The organism is Variovorax sp. NFACC27 (assembly GCF_048301545.1).
Classification (GTDB): domain Bacteria; phylum Pseudomonadota; class Gammaproteobacteria; order Burkholderiales; family Burkholderiaceae_C; genus Variovorax; species Variovorax gossypii.
Window position 1 is genome coordinate 7,522,867 of the sequence record NZ_CP157613.1, and the last position, 17,252, is coordinate 7,540,118.

The window sequence follows — 17,252 nt, forward strand, 5'->3', positions numbered from 1 at the left end:
CCTTTCAGCGTTCGCTCAGGCGTGCGCCTTGATCGAATCGGCCAGCGTGTTCACCAGCGTGTCGATGTGCGACTTCTCCACGATGTACGGCGGCGCGATCACCAGCACGTCGCCCGCGGGCCGCACCAGCGCGCCCTTGTGGAAGCAGTCGAGGAAGATCTCGTAGGCGCGCTTGCCCGGCGTGCCCGCGATGGGCGCGAGCTCCACCGCGGCGGCGAGGCCGAGGCTGCGGATGCTGATGACGTTGGGCAGGCCCTTGAGCGTGCTGTGGAATGCGTCGCCCAGCACCTTGCCCATCTCGCCGGCGCGCGAGAACAGGTTCTCCTGCTTGAAGAGATCGAGCGTGGCGATGGCCGCGGCGCAGGCCACCGGGTGGCCCGAGTAGGTGTAGCCGTGGAAGAACTCGACCACATGCTCGGGCGCGTCGGTCTTCATCATCGCGTCGTAGAGCTTGTCGCGGCAGATCACGCCGCCCAGCGGGATGACGCCGTTGGTCACGCACTTGGCGAAGTTCAGCATGTCGGGCACCACGCCGAAGTAGTCGGACGCGAAGTTGGTGCCCATGCGGCCGAAGCCGGTGATGACCTCGTCGAAGATCAGCAGGATGCCGTGCTTGTCGCAGATCTCGCGCAGGCGCTTGAGGTAGCCCTTGGGCGGCAGGTACCACCCGGCCGAACCGGCCACCGGCTCGACGATGATCGCGGCCACGTTGCTCGGGTCGTGCAGCGGCAGGATGCGCGTTTCGAGCTCGACCAGCGGGTCTTCGGCCCACACCGGCTCCTCGTTGTGGATGTAGGCGTGGTTCACCGGGTCGTGGATGAAGCGCATGTGGTCCACGCGCGGCAGGAAGGCCGAGCCGAACACCTTGCGGTTGCCCGGAATGCCGCCCACCGACATGCCGCCGAAGCCCACGCCGTGGTAGCCCTTCTCGCGGCCGATGAACACGTTGCGGTGGCCCTCGCCGCGCGCGCGGTGATACGCCAGCGCCACCTTCATGGAGGTGTCGGCGGCTTCCGAGCCCGAGTTGCAGAAGAGCACCTTGTTGAGGTCGCCGGGAGCGAGCGAGGCGATCATCTCCGCCGCCTTGAACGCCTTGTCGTTGCTGACCTGGAAGGCGGTGGCGTAGTCGAGCGTGTCGAGCTGCGTCTTGATCGCCTCGTTGATCGGCTTGCGGTTGTGGCCCGCGCCCACGCACCACAGCGAGGAGATGCCGTCGATCACCTTGCGGCCGTCGTGGGTGGTGAACTCCATGCCGTCGGCCGCGACGAACACGCGCGGGTCCTTGCGGAAATGACGGTTGGGGGTGAAGGGCAACCACTGGTTGTCCATGTTGAAGTCCTGATAGGCCATGTCTCGCTCCTGCGGTTGGGGTATCTGGGAGGGGAAAATCGCGATTCTGGCACCCCTGCCACAATTACGCCCCTGGATATGGATCACCCCCAGGCTTGCCCACTGCGTGTGGCCGCCAACCCCCTTGCCGGGGGCGATACCTGCGGCCCGGCAAAGCCGGTTCCGCGGTATCCCTGGAATCGGCGCGCGGCGGTAGAGCCGCATGCCGGTTGATCGAGCAACTGAACTGATATGACGACGAATACGCCCGCCTACATCCTGAACCTTTCCTGCCCCGACCGGACGGGCATCGTGCACGCCGTCTCGGGCTTCCTGCTCGAGCGCGGCGCCAACATCGAGGAGGCGGCCCAGTACAACGACCATGACACCGGCCTGTTCTTCATGCGCGTGCGCTTCGCCTGCGGCGCTCACAGCGAATCCGCGCTGCGCGAGGAACTGAAGACCTTCGCCACAGGCTTCGGCATGACCCTGCAGCTGCACGCGGCCGCCGAACCGATGAAGACGGTGATCCTGGTCAGCAAGGAAGGCCACTGCCTGAACGACCTGCTGTTCCGCTGGAAGAGCGGCCTGCTCGCCATCGACGTGCGCGCCATCATCTCGAACCACCGCGACTTCTACCAGCTGGCCGCCAGCTACAACGTGCCCTTCCACCACATCCCGCTGACGGCCGCGACCAAGGCGCAGGCCGAGGCGAAGCAGTTGGAAATCATCGAAGCCGAGGGCGCCGAGCTCGTGGTGCTCGCGCGCTACATGCAGATCCTGAGCGACAACCTGTGCCGCAGCCTCTCGGGCCGCGCGATCAACATCCACCACTCGTTCCTGCCCAGCTTCAAGGGCGCCAAGCCCTACTACCAGGCCCACGACCGCGGCGTGAAGCTGATCGGCGCCACCGCCCACTACGTGACTGCCGACCTCGACGAAGGCCCGATCATCGAGCAGGACGTGGCCCGCGCGGACCACACCGACACGGTCGAAGACCTCACGGCCCGCGGCCGCGACACCGAGAGCCAGGTGCTGGCGCGCGCGGTGAAGTGGCACAGCGAGCATCGGGTGCTGCTGAACGGGCATCGCACGGTGGTGTTCCGCTGATCCCCGGATCCTCGTCGATCAGCAGGCCCTGAAACGAACATGCCCCCTGAAAAGGGGGCATGCGTGCTTCAGGCGCTGCCGTCAGTTGCGATACGGATTGTTCGGCCGGCGGTCATAGCGGTTCGGCACGCCGTCGCCGTCACGGTCCCAGCGGCCCGAGTTGTAGACCCAGCGGCCGCCGTCCTGGCGCCACTCCGGCGGACGGTAGGCATAGCCCGGGCGGGCTCGGACCCAGCCGCCGCCGATCCACACGTGGCGGCCGCCACGCCACTCGTAATGTCCCGGCGCCCACACATAGCCGCGGCGCGGCGGGGGAACGCGCTCATAGCGCGGCGGAGGCGGCGGCGTCTGGATGGTGATCACAGGCTGCGCCTGCACGGCCGTCGGAACGGTCAGTGCGCCCACCGACAGAAGCGATGCAGCGCCGACGGAAAGAGCCAATGCGAGTTTTTTCATGAAGAACTCCTCATGAGTTGTTGGAGGAGCCTTCATGCTGCCCAGCCCTTGTGAACCTCCTGTAAGCCAGACACGAAGTCTTGTGTAAAGCTGTGACGCGCCTTTGGGGCCTTTTGGGCTCTTGCTAGCGCTCACTCACAGAGGTTCACAGAGATTTTCCGGCATTCACTCCTGCAGTTCGTGCAGGTCTATGGCCGTGGCCATCGCCGCATGGCCGGCCTTGTTGGGGTGCAGGTGGTCGCCCGAGTCGTAGAGCGGGTTCAGCGCCTGCGGGTCGGCCGGGTCGCGCAGCGCGGCGTCGAAATCGATCACGCCGTCGACGTCCTGCCTGCTGCGGATCCAGCGGTTCACGGCCTCGCGCATGACTTCGTTCGCCTCGCTCCAGTAGGGCGTGTTCCTGAAAGGCGGCACGGTGCCGATCAGCACCTTCACGCCCTTGGCGCGCGCCTGCTTCACGAGCTGCTTCAGCCCCTCGGTGATGCGCTCGGCCGTCGGCATGTCGCGCGGCTTCAGTTCGGCACCGGGCACCTTGGCGAACATCGCGCGGCCGATGTCGTTGGTGCCCAGCAGGATGATCGCGTGCGTCACGCCGCTCTGCTTCAGCGCGTCGAGCTCGAAGCGCGAGAGCCCGCTGGGCCCGATGCCGTCGGCCAGCAGCCGGTTGCCGCCGATGCCGAGATTGAGCACCGCGACGTCCTGGCCGCCGGGTTGCGTATCGCGCAGGCGCGTGGCCAGCATGTCGGGATAGGCACCGCTGGTGGCCTCGGTGCTTCCGGCGGTGATCGAATCGCCGAATGCCACGACAGTGCGAATGGACCTGGTGGTGAGCACGTCGAGCCCTGTCACGATCTGGTTCAGCACCAGCGTCGACGGGTTCCTGAGCTTCGGCGTCATCACGGCATTGCCGGCCGTGACCCAGGTCGAGCCCGACTCCAGCATCGACGCCGTGGCGAACGGCGTGGTGCGGTCGAAGAAGGCGCTCACGACCACTGTCTGCCCCGCCTGCACCGGAAGGTCGACGCCATCACTCCATGCATCCGCGCCCGGGGCGATGGTGAGGCTGCTGCGGCCGCCGAAACGCAGCACGTGCAGCGAGGTCGGCGAGAACGCCTCGCCACCGGTGCCGCGCGCCACGCTCGCGGCGGCGATGCGCAGCGGCGTCTTGCCGAAGCGATTGGAAAAGCGGATGCGGATGCGCTCGCCGTCGAGCGACAGCTCCACCTTCTGGCGAAGCGTCTGCCCGCGCAGGTCATTGCCCGCCGGCGACGAGAAGCCGGCGCCTCCCGGGCTCGCGGCCATCTCGGCGAACTCGACAGGCGCCACGGCCCAGCTCGCGACCCAGTGCGCCTCGGCGGGCTGCCGCGGACGCCCATCGGGCGTGACGGCCTGCACGCCGACGGCCAGCAGGGCGAGGAGGAAGGCGGCCACCCAGTGCGCGACGGCAACGTCGCGGAGGCGGGCTGCCCATCGGGAGACCAGATTCATGCGCGCAAAGCGGCCCAGTGTACGGAGCCACTGTTCCCCCGCGCGTGACGAGGTCTAAAGCCCGGTTACCAGGTGTCTACATACGCAACCGCAGGTCCCTGCGCCTTCGTGGCCGATGAAAGGCCACGCACCAGCCAGGTGCGTGTTTCGGCGGGGTCGATCACCGCGTCGATCTCCAGCGTCTGCGCCATGTGGATCGCCTCGCCGTTCTCGTACTGCTGCGCCACCAGCTTCTTGAAGAGCGCATCGCGCTCGGCGCCCTCGGACGCGGCGGCCAGTTCCTTGCGGAAACCCAGCCGCACGGCACCTTCGAGCCCCATCGCGCCGAATTCGCCGGTGGGCCAGGCCACTGTGAAAACAGGCGCATCGAAGCCGCCGGCCGTCATCGCCTGCGCACCCAGTCCGTAGCCCTTGCGCAGCACCACGGCGAAGAAGGGAACGCGCAGGTGCGAGGCCACCATGAACATGCGGCACACGTGGCGCACCTGCGCCTGCGCCTCGATGTCGGGCCCGACCATGAAGCCGGGCGTGTCGCACAACGAAACAATTGGAAAGCCGTGCGCGTTGCACAGCTGCATGAAGCGCGCGGACTTGTCGGCCGCCTCCACGTCGATCGCGCCGCCGAGATGATGCGGGTTGTTGGCCATCAGGCCCACGGGCCTGCCCTCGATGCGCGCGAGCGCGGTGACGATGCCCGCGCCGAAGCCCGCGCGCAGCTCGAGCAGCGAGCCGGTGTCGGCCACGCCGCGCATCGCGGCGCGCACGTCGTACACGCGAAGGCGGTTCTCGGGCACCACGTGGCGCAGCGTGCGCGGGTCGGCGCACTGCCACTCGGTGGTCGCGCCCTGGAAGTACGAGAGGTACTGCTTCGCGGCGGCCACCGCGGCGGCTTCGTCTTCCACCAGGATGTCGATCACGCCGTTGCGCGACTGCACGCCGCTCGGACCGATCTGCTCGGGCGCGAAGGTACCGAGCCCGCCGCCCTCGATCATCGCGGGGCCGCTCATGCCGATGTTGCTGCCCTTGGTGGCGATGATCACGTCGGCGCAGCCCAGCAGCGCCGCGTTGCCCGCGAAGCAGCGCCCGTGCACGATGCCCACCACGGGCACCTTGCCCGACAGTGCCGCGAACTGGCTGAAGGTGTGGTTGTTCAGGCCGGCCACGATGGGCATGTCGGTGTCGCCCGGCCGCCCACCGCCGCCTTCCGCGAACAGCACCAGCGGCAGCCTGAGCTGGTGCGCCACCGCCAGCAGCCGATCGGTCTTGTGGTGGTTGCGCATGCCCTGCGTGCCGGCCAGCACGGTGTAGTCGTAGGCCAGCACCGCGCAGCGCGAGGCCTCGGGCCCGAACTGCTTAGCGTTGATGCTGCCCAGCCCCGTGACCATGCCGTCGGCGGGCGTGTTGACGATCAGGTCTTCCAGCGAGCGGCGGCGCGTCTGCGCGGCGATGGCGAGCGCGCCGTACTCGATGAAGTTGCCGGGATCGGACGCCGTGTCGCACAGGTCGGCGATGTTCTCGCGCGCGGTGCGCCCGCCCTGCGCGTGGCGCTTGTCGACCGCCGCCTTGCGGTTGGCATCGAGCGTGTAGGCGTGGCGATCGATTACCTTCCGCAGGTCGGGGCGGATCGCATCCAGGTCGTGCTCCGCGCGGGCTTCCGCCTGCACCGCCTGCGCGTCGACGGCTTCGAGCTGCACCAGCGACTGCCCCTCGACGAGATAGTCGCCCGGCGCGGCCAGCAGCGCGACCACGCGGCCGGCCACGGGCGCGTGCAGCAGGTGCTCCATCTTCATGGCCTCGAGCACGCCGAGCTGCGCGCCGACAGGCAGCACGTCGCCCACCTCGACCTCGAACTGCACGAGGCGCGCGGGCATCGGGGCCCTGACGGTGAGTTCGTCCGATCCGTCGTCATCGGCAACAGGCGACGATTCCGCCGGTGTCTGCACCGTCTTCCTCGCCTGCTTTTCGAAGGCGGTTGCGGCAGCGAGCAGATCGCCCAGGTGCGCCTCCACGAAGCGCGTGTGCACCGCCTGCGTCGCGAACTCGGGCCGCGCCGCGATGGCACGCAGCAGCGGCAGGTTGGTGGCGATGCCGTCGATGTGGCATTCGTCCAGCGCGCGCAGCGAGCGGCGCAGCGCGTCCTCGAAGCGCGGCGATGGCGAGTGCACGATGAGCTTGGCCAGCAGCGTGTCGTAGTGCGGCGATGGCGCGAGGCCCGCGTAGCCGTGCGTGTCCACGCGCACTCCGGGGCCGGCCGGCAAATCGAAGCGCGCGAGCGTGCCGCCCGAAGGACGGGCATTGCCCTGCGCGTCGAGCGTCTCGGCATTGATGCGCCACTGCACCGCGAAGCCGCGCTGCGCCGCCGTGCGATCGGGCTCCACGCCGAGCTCGCCCAGCGACTGGCCGGCAGCGACGGCGACCTGCAGCTGCACCAGATCGAGCCCCGTCACGGCCTCCGTCACCGTGTGCTCGACCTGCAGGCGCGGGTTCGCCTCGATGAAGACGAAGGGCAGCGTCGCCGATGCCGCGTCGACGAGAAACTCGAAGGTGCCGAGGCCCCGATAGCCCACCGCCTTCGCCATGCGCAGCGCCGCCTGCGTGACCTGCGCGCGCAAGGCTTCGGGCAGCGATGGGCTGGGCGCGATCTCCACCAGCTTCTGGAAGCGCCGCTGCAGCGTGCACTCGCGCTCGCCGAGGCTGGCGACAGCCTTGCCGTCGCCCAGCACCTGCACCTCGATGTGCCGCGCATTGCGCATCAGCCGCTCGACGTACACGCCCTCGATGCCGAAGGCGGCCTTGGCCTCCGACATGCAACGCGCGTGCGCCTCGGGCAGATCCTCCGCGTTCAGCACCGCGCGCATGCCGCGCCCGCCACCGCCGCCGATGGCCTTCACCATCACGCCAGCACCTTGTGCATGCTGCTCGGCGAAGAAGGCCTGCGCCTGCGCGAGCGTCACGGCGCCGGCGCTGCCGGGCATCACCGGCACGTCGCACTGCGCGGCCAGCTCGCGCGCGCGCGCCTTGTCGCCGAAGAGCTCGAGCTGCCCGGGCGTTGGGCCGATGAAGGTCAGGCCGGCATCCGCGCAGGCCTGCGCGAAATCGGCGCGCTCGCTGAGAAAGCCGTAGCCGGGATGCACCGCATCGCAGCCCCGGGCCTTCGCCACGGCGATCAGCGCCGCGATGTCGAGGTACGCAGAAGGCCCCGTCGCGTCGAGCGCAACGGCCGTGTCGGCCAGCTGCACGTGCAGCGCCGCCGCGTCGTCGCGCGCATGCACCGCCACGCTGGCGATGCCCAGGTCGCGCAGCGCGCGCACCAGGCGCACCGCGATCTCGCCGCGGTTGGCAATCAGAACTTTGGAGAACAGCAAACGGAACCTCTCAGCTTTTGTCTTTGAGCAATCGGCGCAGCACCTTGCCCGCGCCGGTGGTGGGCAACGCGTCGATGAAGCTCACCGCGCGCGGCGCCTTGTAGCTAGCCATGTTGTCGCGCGACCAGGCGATGAGCGCATCGGCTTCGAGCGCGGCGCCCGGCTTGCGCACGATGAAGGCCTTCACGACCTCGCCCTTCTCGGCGTCAGGCTGCGCGATGACTGCCGCCTGCGCCACCGCCGGGTGCTTGATGAGGATGGTCTCGACCTCCTCGGGGAACACGCTGTAGCCCGAGACCTTGATCATTTCCTTGAAGCGGCCGATGAAGGTGAGATACCCGTCGGCATCGATCCTGCCCATGTCGCCCGTGTGCACCCAGCCGTTGCGCAGCGTGGCGGCCGTGGCCTCCGGCTTGTTCCAGTAGCCCTTGAACGAACCGGGGCTGGTGAGCACGATCTCGCCGACCTCGCCCGTTGGCATGTCGGCCTGCGTATCGGTGTCGATGATGCGGATGGTCACTCCCGGCACCGCGATGCCCTGCGTGCCCCAGCGCGGCGCGTGGTGCGGCGTGTAGGTGTCGCAGGTGTGCGTCTCGCTCAGGCCGTAGGCCGCCTCGAACGAGGTGCAGTTGGGCGCGTGCGAGCGCCACTGCAGCGCCAGCGGCTCGGTGAAGGTGATGCCGAAGCTGGTCACCGGGTTCATCTTCAGGCTCGACAGATCGAAGCCCGCGATGTCCGGCACCTGCATGCAGGCCACGTTCATCGGCGCGATGCTGTACCACCAGCTCACCCTGTAGGTGTCGATGGCCTGCAGCACCGCGCGCGGATCGAAGCGATGCATCAGCACCGAGGTCGCGCCGGTGAGCACGGGCACGTTGACGCCCATCAGCATGCCGGCGATGTGATACAGCGGCGCGATGGACAACAACACGTCCTCGGGCCCCACGCCGTTGCAATCGGCCGCCGCGCGCGTCTTGAAGAGCGCGTTGCCGTAGCTCAGCATCGCGCCCTTGGGCAGGCCGGTGGTGCCCGAGGTGTAGGTCATGAGCGCCACGTCGTCCATGTCGATGGCCACGGGCTGCGGCTTCGCGTCGCCACGCATCGCGGAGAGGAAGTCTTCGCAGCCCTCGGCCGCGGCGCGACCGGCCTTGCGCTCCGCCGCCAGTTCGGCCGGCAGGTCGAGCGAGGGCGGGTCGGGCAGCAGGTCGGCGTAGTGCACCGCGAAGACGTGCTCCAGCGCGCTCTCCGGCTGCACCTTGCGCACGACCGGCAGCAGCGGCGCGGCGGCGACGATCACGCGCGCCTTCAGGTCGTTGACCTGGTAGGCCAGCTCGTGCTCCTTGTTGAGCGGCCCGCTCGGGCAGACGATGGCGCCGATCTTCTGGATGCCGAAGTGCGCCACCAGGTACTGCGGGCAGTTGTTGAGGAAGAGCACCACCGGCTCGCCCTTCTTCACGCCCAGCGCCTGCAGGCGTGCGGCGAAGGCGTCGCTCGCGCGGTCGAGCTCGGCCCAGCTCATCGAGTGGCCGTACCAGATGCAGGCGGGGCTGCCGCCCCGCTCGCGCGCGTGGGTGCGCAGGTACTCGTGCAGGGGCTGCTGCGGGCGTTCGGGCAATGTCTCCATGGCGTCACTTTCTCAGGGTTATCGATAGCCGCCTGTGGCGGGCGGGCGCTTGCCAATGCCGCATGGTGCACGAACAATCCTACCCATGGGTATAACTTCCGCGACACGGCACAAACCCTCTGCAACGCAAGAGCAGCAGCAGAGCGAGAGCAGCACGACGGCACAGCCGCACCTTCCGCAGGGCACCGGCCGCCAGCGCGCGGCCACGCAGGGCACCGATCTGCAGCGCGAGCGCATCCTGCAGGCTGCCGCGCAACTCTTCGCGGCGCAGGGCTATGCCAACACGACCATGGCGCAGATCGTGCGCGAACTGGGCGTGACCAAGCCCTTCGTGTACTACTACTTCCGCGACAAGCAGGAGATCTTCGAGACGCTGTCGTGGCGCCCCGCGGTCGACTGCTTCACCGCGCTCGACTTCGCCGCCGCCGACCCGCGCCGCGCGAGCGAGAAGGTGCTCGAGGGCATCGAGCGGCTGATCCGAGCGACCATCTCGCACCACCCGGTGGCCTTCTTCCCCTATCGCGAGCCGCAGGTGTACCGCCCCGAGTACATCGCCGCGCAGAAGAAGCTCGCGCATCACTTCTACGACCTGCTGTGCCCGCTGCTCGAGGAAGCACGCGCCGACGGCGACCTCGACTTCACCGAGACCAAGATCACCGCGCTCGCGGCCTGCAGCCTGCCGGGCTTCCTCTACAGCTGGTACCGCCCGGGCGGGCGCCTCTCGCCCGACGAAGTCGTGGCCGAACTCACGAAGCTGGCAAGCCGCGTGATCGGGCTGCGAACGAAGAACTGAAGACAACACCTCCGGAGACAAATCACCATGAAGTTCAGGAAAGCGCCACTGGCGCGGATCGCCCTTGCCTGCCTGCTGGCCACCGCCGGCGCGTCGCACGCCCAGCAGGCGACCTACAAGATCGCCTACATCGATCCGCTGTCGGGCCCCTTCGCCAACGTGGGCGAGCTGATGCTGATGCACACGCAGTACGCCATCGAGGACATCAACGCGAAAGGCGGCGTGCTCGGCGGCACCAAGCTGCAGCTGCTTCAGTTCGACAGCAAGCTCTCGGCGCAGGAAAGCCAGAGCGCGCTGCAGGCGGCCATCGACCAGGGCGCGAAGGCCATCGTGACCGGCGGCTCGGGCTCCTCGGTCGTCACGGCGCTGGTGCAGTCGGTGGCGCGCTGGAACCAGCGCAACCCGGGCAAGGAGCTGATCGTTCTGAACCACTCCTCCATCGACCCCGAGATGACGGGCAAGGCCTGCAGCTTCTGGCACTTCCAGACCGAGGCCAACACCGCGATGAAGATGAAGGCGCTGGCCAACTACATCAAGAAGACGCCGGACGTGAAGAAGGTCTACCTGCTGAACCAGGACTACGCGCACGGCAAGCAATGGGCCAGCTACGGCCGCCAGCTGGTGGGCCTGGCGCGGCCCGACATCCAGTTCGTGGGCGAGACGCTGCACCCCATCGGCCGCGTGAAGGACTTCGCGCCCTACATCGCCAACGTGAAGCAAAGCGGCGCCGACTCGGTCATCACCGGCAACTGGGGCCAGGACATGACGCTGCTGCTGAAGGCGGCCGGCGACGCCGGCTACAACCTGCGCTACTTCAACCACAGCGCGGGCTCGGTGCCGGGCACGGTCACTGCCGTGTCGCAGGCCAAGCTGGGCCAGCTGACCTGGGTGGCCGAATGGCACCCGGGCGAGGCCGACACGCCGAAGGTCGACGCGCTTGCCAAGGCCTACAAGGCCAAGACGGGCAAGGACTTCCTCGCGCCGCGCATCGACATGACGCCGCGCCTGCTGGCCGCCGCCATCGACAAGGCCGGCTCCACCGACACGGTGAAGGTCGCGCGCGCACTCGAGGACCTGACTTTCGACTCCGTGGTGGGCCCGGTGCGCATGCGCGGCGAAGACCACCAGCTGCTGCTGCCGCAGGTGGTCAACACCATCGCGCCGGTGGACGGCAAGACGGTGAAGACGGGCTGGGAAGGCACGAACTATGGTTTTCGCACCGACGCGGTCTATACCGGGAACGAACTGGCACAGGGCACGGAGTGCAAGATGGTCCGGCCCTGAGCGATTCCTTCACGACTGCTGAAGAGGGCGGGGTCTTGTAAGGGAAACCCCGTCCTGCCTGCCGCCTGTGCCGTCGGGATACTCCGGCTTGCGAAGCCCGGATATCAGAGGCGGGTCCATTCCAAAGGCACAACAAGACCATGGCAGGCAAAAACTCGCTCCATCCGATCCCTCACCCGGCGAAGAAACCCTTCGTCGGCAACCTGCTGTCGATCGGGTCCGACTCCCCCGTGCTCGACATGTGGAAGATCGCGCAGGACCTCGGCGGCATCTACTGGCTGGACATGCCGGGCATGCCGGTGATCGTGGTGTCATCGCCCGCGCTGGTCGACGAGCTCTGCGAGGAAGAGCGCTTCGACAAGAGCACGCGCGGCGCGCTGCGCCGGCTGCGCGCCGCGTCGCACGGCCTCTTCACCTCCGACACGCACGAGGAGACCTGGTCGAAGCCGCACAACATCCTGCTGGCCAACTTCAGCCAGCGCGCGATGCAGGCCTACCACCCGATGATGCTGGACATCGCCGGGCAACTGGTCACCAAGTGGGAGCGCCTGAACTTCGACGAAGAAGTGGACGTGGTGCGCGACATGACCGCGCTCACGCTCGACACCATCGGCCTGTGCGGCTTCGGCTACCGCTTCAATTCCTTCTACCGCGAGGGCTTCCATCCCTTCGTCGACGCGATGGTGCGCACGCTGGAGACGGTGCAGAACCGCCGCGGCCTGCCGCTCGAAGAGCTGATGCTGAAGAAGGAGCTCGCGCAGCAGCGCAGGGACATCCGCTACATGCACAAGATGGTGGAGGACATCATCGAGGAGCGGCGCGCGAGCGGAGCCGACATCGCCACCAAGCCCGACCTGCTGAGCTACATGATCGCGGGCGTGGACAAGAAGAGCGGCGAGAAGCTCACCGACAAGATGATCCGCGACGAGTGCATCGAATTCCTCATCGCGGGACACGAAACCACCAGCGGCCTGCTTTCCTTCGCCATCTACTTCCTGCTGAACAACCCCGACGCCATGGCCAAGGCGCAGGCCGAGGTCGACAACGTGTTCGGCCCCGACACCACGCAGAAGCCCACCTACGCGCAGGTCAACCGCCTGCAGTACGTGATGCAGGTGCTGAAGGAGTCGCTGCGCCTGTACCCGACTGCGCCAGCGATCTCGATGCGCGCCAAGGAAGAAACGAAGATCGGCGGCCAGTACACGATCAAGAAGAACAACATGGTCATCATGCACGCGCTGGCGCTGCATCGCGACAAGGGCATCTGGGGCGAGGACGCCGACCAGTTCAACCCCGACCACTTCAGCCGCGAGGCCGAGCGCGAGCGGCCGGTGAACGCCTTCAAGCCCTTCGGCAACGGGCAGCGCGCCTGCATCGGGCGGCAGTTCGCGCTGCAGGAAGCAGTGCTCACGCTGGGCATGATCCTGCAGCGCTTCAACCTGGTGGACCACACGGGCTACAAGCTGAAGATCAAGGAAGCGCTGACGATCAAGCCCGAGAATTTCAGGATCAAGGCGCTGCTGCGCGACCCGGCCACGCGTCCGCGCGGCAACATGACCGATGCCGCCGCCGCCCCGGTGCAGCCCGTGCAGGCTGCCGCGCGCAAGCCGCAGGCGGCGCGCCATGGCACCTCGCTGCTGGTGCTGCAGGGCTCGAACCTCGGCACCGCAGAAGACCTCGCACGCCAGCTGGCAGAGGCCGGCGAGATGCGCGGCTTCTCCACGCAGCTGGCCTCGCTCGACGACTATGCCGAGCGGCTGCCGGCCAGCGGCGCGGTCGCCATCGTCTGCGCCTCGTACAACGGTGCGGCGCCCGACAACGCAGCCGAGTTCCACCGCTGGCTCGACAAGGCCGACGACTCGCTCAATGGCGTGCGCTTCAGCGTCTTCGGCTGCGGCAACACCGACTGGGCCTCCACCTACCAGGCCGTGCCGCGCCGCATCGACGAGCGGCTGGAAGCGCTGGGCGCCGCGCGCGTTCACTCGCGCGGCGAGGGCGATGCGCGCGAGGACATGGACGGCGCCTTCCAGGACTGGAGCGACGCGCTCTGGCCCGAACTGGCAAAGGCCTTCGACATCAAGACCGGCGCCGACACGCCCGCGCAGAGCGAACCGCTCTACACGCTGGAAGAACTGCCGCCGCCGCAGAAGAACGCGATCGTCGACGCGCTGGGCGCGGTGGCGCTGCGCGTGATCGAGAACCGCGAGCTGCAAAGCGGCGGCAGCGACGGCGAAGCCGGCCGCTCGACCCGCCACGTCGAGCTGATGCTGCCCGAGGGCCTGGTCTACCGCGCCGGCGACCACCTGAGCGTGGTGCCGCGCAACGGCCCCGCGCAGGTCGAGCGCGCGATGAAGCGCTTCGGCTTCGACCGCACGGCCCATGTGCGGCTGCACGCGGCGGCGGGCCGCAAGGCAGCGCTGCCGGTGGAACAGGTGGTCGCGGTCGACCGCCTGCTGGGCGACTATGTCGAACTGCAGGACGTGGCGACGCGCAAGCAGATCGCGACGCTCGCGGCATATACCGAGTGCCCGTTCAGCAAGCCAAAGCTCGTGGCGCTGTCGGGCAGCGACGAGGCCTCGCAGGCGAAGTACAAGGCCGAGGTGCTGCACAAGCGCAAGTCGGTGCTCGACCTGCTGGACGAGTTCCCGGCCTGCCAGGTGCCCTTCGCCGTATTCCTCGAGATGCTCTCGCCGCTCTCGCCGCGCTACTACTCGATTTCGTCGTCGCCCACGATGACGCCGGGCCGCTGCAGCGTGACAGTGGGCGTGGTGAACGGACCGGCCAAGTCGGGCATCGGCACCTTCGAGGGCGTGTGCTCCAACTTCCTGGCGCGCGCGGAAGCCGGCGACACGGTGCACGGCGTGGTGCGCGAGACCACGGCCGAGGGCTTCAGGCTGCCGGAGGACGCGAGCCGGCCGCTCATCATGGTCGGCCCCGGCACCGGGCTCGCGCCCTTCCGCGGCTTCCTGCAGGAGCGCGCGGCGCAGGTCGAGGCGGGCACCGCGCTCGGCGAGGCGCTGCTCTTCTTCGGCTGCCGCCATCCGGAGCAGGACTTCATCTACGCGGACGAACTCGAGGCATGGGCGCATCGCGGCCTGATGAAGCTGCACACCGCGTTCTCGCGCGCGGGCGAGCGCAAGGTCTACGTGCAGGACCTGATCCGCGAGCAGGCCGCCCACGTGTGGAAGCTGCTGGAAGCGGGCGCGGTGGTCTACGTGTGCGGCGACGGCTCGCGCATGGAGCCCGACGTGCGGCGCACGCTGAGCGACCTCGCGCGCGAGCACGGGCACGACAGCACCGCGTGGATGGACAGGATGATCGCCGACCAGCGCTACGTGCTGGACGTGTGGGCGGGGAACTGAGGAAGGCCCGAGGGCCTGGCGACGCTCAGGCTTCGAGCGCCGGCTCGCAGTAGTCCTTCAAGGTGCCGCGCACGCACCAGCCGTCGGGCGTCAGCGCCATCACTTTGTCGGAGAGGCCGTGCGGCCCCGCCCCGACCCTGACACCCGCGGCGGCACGGCACATACGGCCCAACACTTCGGCGGCCGAGACGGTCTCGCCGCGCTTCTCGAAGCTGGCCCCGCTGTCCATGAAGTAGACGACGTCGCGGCTCGGCACCACCGCGAGCAGCTCGCCCTCGAATCCCAGCGCAAGCAGCTCCCAAAGGTCCGGCAGCAGCAGCATGCAGGCCTCGAAGCCATCCCCCGCCACGAGGGCCCTGTACATGCCGAGATCCCGCGTGACAACATTGGACGCGACGAGCCGCAGCATGTTGTCGATCGCCAGTTCGTACAGCGACTGCGCGTCGAGCCCCGTTTCCGCCATGCCTTGCGGCGTCAGCGTGATGAACTGCGCGGGCGTGTCGACCGCGAAAGTCACCAGCAGGTCGGAGTCTGCGGCGAAGGGATAGGCCACCGGCGCATGCGCCTCCCGATCGCCGCCGCGCGCCTCGATCTGGTCGAGCACCGGCCGCATCGACTCCAGGAAGTCGACATGCTTGATGCAGGGGTAGACAGGCGGCAGGCTGTGCATGGTGCCGCCATTGTTTTGGGCGGGCCGGGCGCGCCGCAAGTGACAGAAGTCATGGCCTGAAGGTGGATTTGCCTGGCTGGAGATACGCCGTTCCGCCTACCCCCCCGGGGGCCGCATGACTTTCTGCACTGGCCCGCCGCGACGCGGCCGTCAACAATGCGACCGGATGTCACGAGTACACCAGCCGACTGGCAAGAGAGGACTTCCATGAGATACCTGCCCCTGCTCGCGGCAATGCTCCTGCTGCCCGCGGCGGCCGTTGCGCAGCCTGCGGCTGCCACGCAGGCGGCCGAGGCTTCGCCCACCACGATGGACGAGGACATGACGGTGCTGGCGGAGCGCGCCGTGCGCGTGACCGCGGCGAACGGGGTCACGCTGGACTATTCGCCGGAAAGCATCGAGCTCGTCGAGCAGCGACTGGGAAAGCTCCACGATGCCTTCCGGAAGCTGCAGGACGAGCCTTCGGGCAAGCTCGCGTCGCCTTCGGACTACGAGATCCGGCTCATGTCCCTGACCTACGGCGCGTACATCGCCGAGGTTCTGAAGCGCAAGCATGGCGAAGGCACTTGGTCTTACGAGAGCAGGCTGTATGCGGGGCAGGAGGTCCCGACATTCCATGTCGGCGCCAACCGCATCGAAATGTGGCCGCAGATCAAGGTGGAAAAGCGGTTGAGGAACGGACCGGAGGATAACGTCTGGCACTACTTCCAGCTGCCCCTGCAGAAGCTCGGAGCGAAATAGCCACCGCAGTTCCTGGTTGCCGGCGTCAGATCTGGCGCGTCTGTCCGACACAACCCAGCCGGCTGCAGGTGCGCACCGTGTGCGGGTTGAACGTCGTCTTGGCTGTCACGATGTTGAGCGCCGCCTTGTGCACGCGGCAATAGACCGCGGAGCAATGTCCACAACGGTGCCAGCCCTTGGTCGGCCTCAGCAGGCCCAGCGGGACCGCGTTGCAGATGCAGCACGTCACGGTCACCTCGTCGAGGACATCCACATGCGCGCGCTTCAACTCACTTACTCCGATCACGGTATCGGGCTGCCCCTCATCCCACATCACGCTGCAGCCATGCCACACGTGCGGCTGGGGCACGGTCTGCACGATCGTGCGGCGCATGGCTCCGCGGTAGGAAAGATTGATGCCGATGCCCATGTGGTGCCAGCTGTACCACTGGGCCGTCTTCATGTGCAGCGTGTAGGTGCAGGCGGCAATCGGCAGCACGGACACGGTCATGCCGTTCTTGCGTGCGGCGATGCGCAGCATCGCCTCCTTGAAGGTGTCCTGGGCCGCCACGTTGCCGCCCGCCGCTGCGACCCAGTTGTTGCGCAGCAGCGTGAAGTCGGCGCCGGAGCCCGGATAGTTCGCATCGACGTTGTTGATTCCCGCGACGACGGGCGGCTCGACAAGGATGTTCATCGCAATGATGTCCTCCCACACCGACACCGCACTGCCCGGGTCCCGGATGCGGCCGGTGCCCCCTGTCAGCGCCCAGTTCCAGCACGCGTTGTCGTAGACGTTGCCGGCGCCGGTTCCCGGCACGGGAAAGCCGGAGCGCTGCCTGGGCGTGCCGAGCGGGGCCGCAACGGGGCCGCAACGGGGCGAGCGTCCATGAGGTTGATGTAGCTGGCAAGCCGCAGGCGTTGATCCTGGCTGAGATTGGCCATGTCGTCTCTCGGTTTGGGGCCGGGCGCACTGCCTGGCCGTCGGGGCCGATCATGCAAAGCGATGGCTGTTCAAGCCCATCCCATGAAGCGGGTAGGTCGCGCGGCCAGGTGC

At 68.0% G+C, this 17,252-nt stretch carries 12 protein-coding genes; 5 read left to right on the plus strand and 7 right to left on the minus strand.

Features of this window, described 5'->3' with window-relative positions:
• Positions 1-15: 15 nt before the first annotated feature.
• Positions 16-1,350, minus strand: coding sequence for an aminotransferase class III-fold pyridoxal phosphate-dependent enzyme (locus ABL840_RS35230; RefSeq protein ID WP_093306976.1), 1,335 nt, complete (start codon positions 1,348-1,350; stop codon positions 16-18).
• Between the two features lie 231 nt (positions 1,351-1,581).
• Here ABL840_RS35230 and purU point away from each other — a divergent pair, with 231 nt between their 5' ends.
• Positions 1,582-2,439 (plus strand): formyltetrahydrofolate deformylase, encoded by an 858-nt coding sequence (gene purU, locus ABL840_RS35235; protein ID WP_093306975.1) that lies wholly within the window; start codon positions 1,582-1,584, stop codon positions 2,437-2,439.
• 81 nt (positions 2,440-2,520) lie between these two features.
• On the opposite strand, the gene ABL840_RS35240 is transcribed toward purU, so the two are convergent.
• The 4 genes from ABL840_RS35240 to ABL840_RS35255 form a co-directional block, all read right to left on the minus strand.
• Entirely contained in the window at positions 2,521-2,895 is a 375-nt protein-coding gene (locus ABL840_RS35240) for a YXWGXW repeat-containing protein (protein ID WP_093206457.1), read from the minus strand.
• 165 nt (positions 2,896-3,060) lie between these two features.
• Complete coding sequence (locus ABL840_RS35245) at positions 3,061-4,380, minus strand: SGNH/GDSL hydrolase family protein (RefSeq protein ID WP_176947618.1); 1,320 nt, start codon at positions 4,378-4,380, stop codon at positions 3,061-3,063.
• Positions 4,381-4,445: 65 nt separating this feature from the next.
• The gene (locus tag ABL840_RS35250; protein WP_093307007.1) at positions 4,446-7,742 is read right to left on the minus strand and encodes a carboxyl transferase domain-containing protein; all 3,297 of its coding nucleotides are present in this window, start codon (positions 7,740-7,742) and stop codon (positions 4,446-4,448) included.
• A gap of 13 nt (positions 7,743-7,755) precedes the next feature.
• The gene (locus ABL840_RS35255; protein ID WP_093306974.1) at positions 7,756-9,369 is read right to left on the minus strand and encodes an AMP-binding protein; all 1,614 of its coding nucleotides are present in this window, start codon (positions 9,367-9,369) and stop codon (positions 7,756-7,758) included.
• Between the two features lie 85 nt (positions 9,370-9,454).
• Between ABL840_RS35255 and ABL840_RS35260 the strand changes: the two genes are divergently transcribed.
• The 3 genes from ABL840_RS35260 (at position 9,455) to ABL840_RS35270 (ending at position 14,808) form a co-directional block, all read left to right on the plus strand.
• A complete protein-coding gene (locus tag ABL840_RS35260; RefSeq protein WP_093306973.1) occupies positions 9,455-10,162 on the plus strand; it encodes a TetR/AcrR family transcriptional regulator in 708 nt (235 codons plus the stop codon).
• A gap of 27 nt (positions 10,163-10,189) precedes the next feature.
• Positions 10,190-11,446 (plus strand): branched-chain amino acid ABC transporter substrate-binding protein, encoded by a 1,257-nt coding sequence (locus ABL840_RS35265; protein WP_093306972.1) that lies wholly within the window; start codon positions 10,190-10,192, stop codon positions 11,444-11,446.
• A gap of 140 nt (positions 11,447-11,586) precedes the next feature.
• Complete coding sequence (locus ABL840_RS35270; protein WP_093306971.1) at positions 11,587-14,808, plus strand: bifunctional cytochrome P450/NADPH--P450 reductase; 3,222 nt, start codon at positions 11,587-11,589, stop codon at positions 14,806-14,808.
• A 25-nt stretch (positions 14,809-14,833) separates the two neighbouring features.
• Here the strand turns inward: ABL840_RS35270 and ABL840_RS35275 are convergent, their stop codons facing one another.
• Entirely contained in the window at positions 14,834-15,478 is a 645-nt protein-coding gene (locus ABL840_RS35275) for a hypothetical protein (protein WP_093306970.1), read from the minus strand.
• Positions 15,479-15,685: 207 nt separating this feature from the next.
• Here ABL840_RS35275 and ABL840_RS35280 point away from each other — a divergent pair, with 207 nt between their 5' ends.
• Complete coding sequence (locus ABL840_RS35280; RefSeq protein ID WP_093306969.1) at positions 15,686-16,219, plus strand: hypothetical protein; 534 nt, start codon at positions 15,686-15,688, stop codon at positions 16,217-16,219.
• Between the two features lie 25 nt (positions 16,220-16,244).
• Here ABL840_RS35280 and ABL840_RS35285 read toward each other — a convergent pair whose 3' ends face one another.
• Positions 16,245-17,015, minus strand: a complete 771-nt coding sequence (locus ABL840_RS35285; protein WP_093306968.1) for a hypothetical protein — start codon at positions 17,013-17,015, stop codon at positions 16,245-16,247.
• Positions 17,016-17,252: the final 237 nt, after the last annotated feature.

What these genes read in the sequence shown, in the direction of transcription:
- ABL840_RS35230 (WP_093306976.1), bottom strand. Translation starts at nt 1,350, where the DNA reads ATGGCCTATCAGGACTTCAACATGGACAACCAGTGGTTGCCCTTCACC.
- purU (WP_093306975.1), top strand. Translation starts at nt 1,582, where the DNA reads ATGACGACGAATACGCCCGCCTACATCCTGAACCTTTCCTGCCCCGAC.
- ABL840_RS35240 (WP_093206457.1), bottom strand. Translation starts at nt 2,895, where the DNA reads ATGAAAAAACTCGCATTGGCTCTTTCCGTCGGCGCTGCATCGCTTCTG.
- ABL840_RS35245 (WP_176947618.1), bottom strand. Translation starts at nt 4,380, where the DNA reads ATGAATCTGGTCTCCCGATGGGCAGCCCGCCTCCGCGACGTTGCCGTC.
- ABL840_RS35255 (WP_093306974.1), bottom strand. Translation starts at nt 9,369, where the DNA reads ATGGAGACATTGCCCGAACGCCCGCAGCAGCCCCTGCACGAGTACCTG.
- ABL840_RS35260 (WP_093306973.1), top strand. Translation starts at nt 9,455, where the DNA reads ATGGGTATAACTTCCGCGACACGGCACAAACCCTCTGCAACGCAAGAG.
- ABL840_RS35265 (WP_093306972.1), top strand. Translation starts at nt 10,190, where the DNA reads ATGAAGTTCAGGAAAGCGCCACTGGCGCGGATCGCCCTTGCCTGCCTG.
- ABL840_RS35270 (WP_093306971.1), top strand. Translation starts at nt 11,587, where the DNA reads ATGGCAGGCAAAAACTCGCTCCATCCGATCCCTCACCCGGCGAAGAAA.
- ABL840_RS35275 (WP_093306970.1), bottom strand. Translation starts at nt 15,478, where the DNA reads ATGCACAGCCTGCCGCCTGTCTACCCCTGCATCAAGCATGTCGACTTC.
- ABL840_RS35280 (WP_093306969.1), top strand. Translation starts at nt 15,686, where the DNA reads ATGAGATACCTGCCCCTGCTCGCGGCAATGCTCCTGCTGCCCGCGGCG.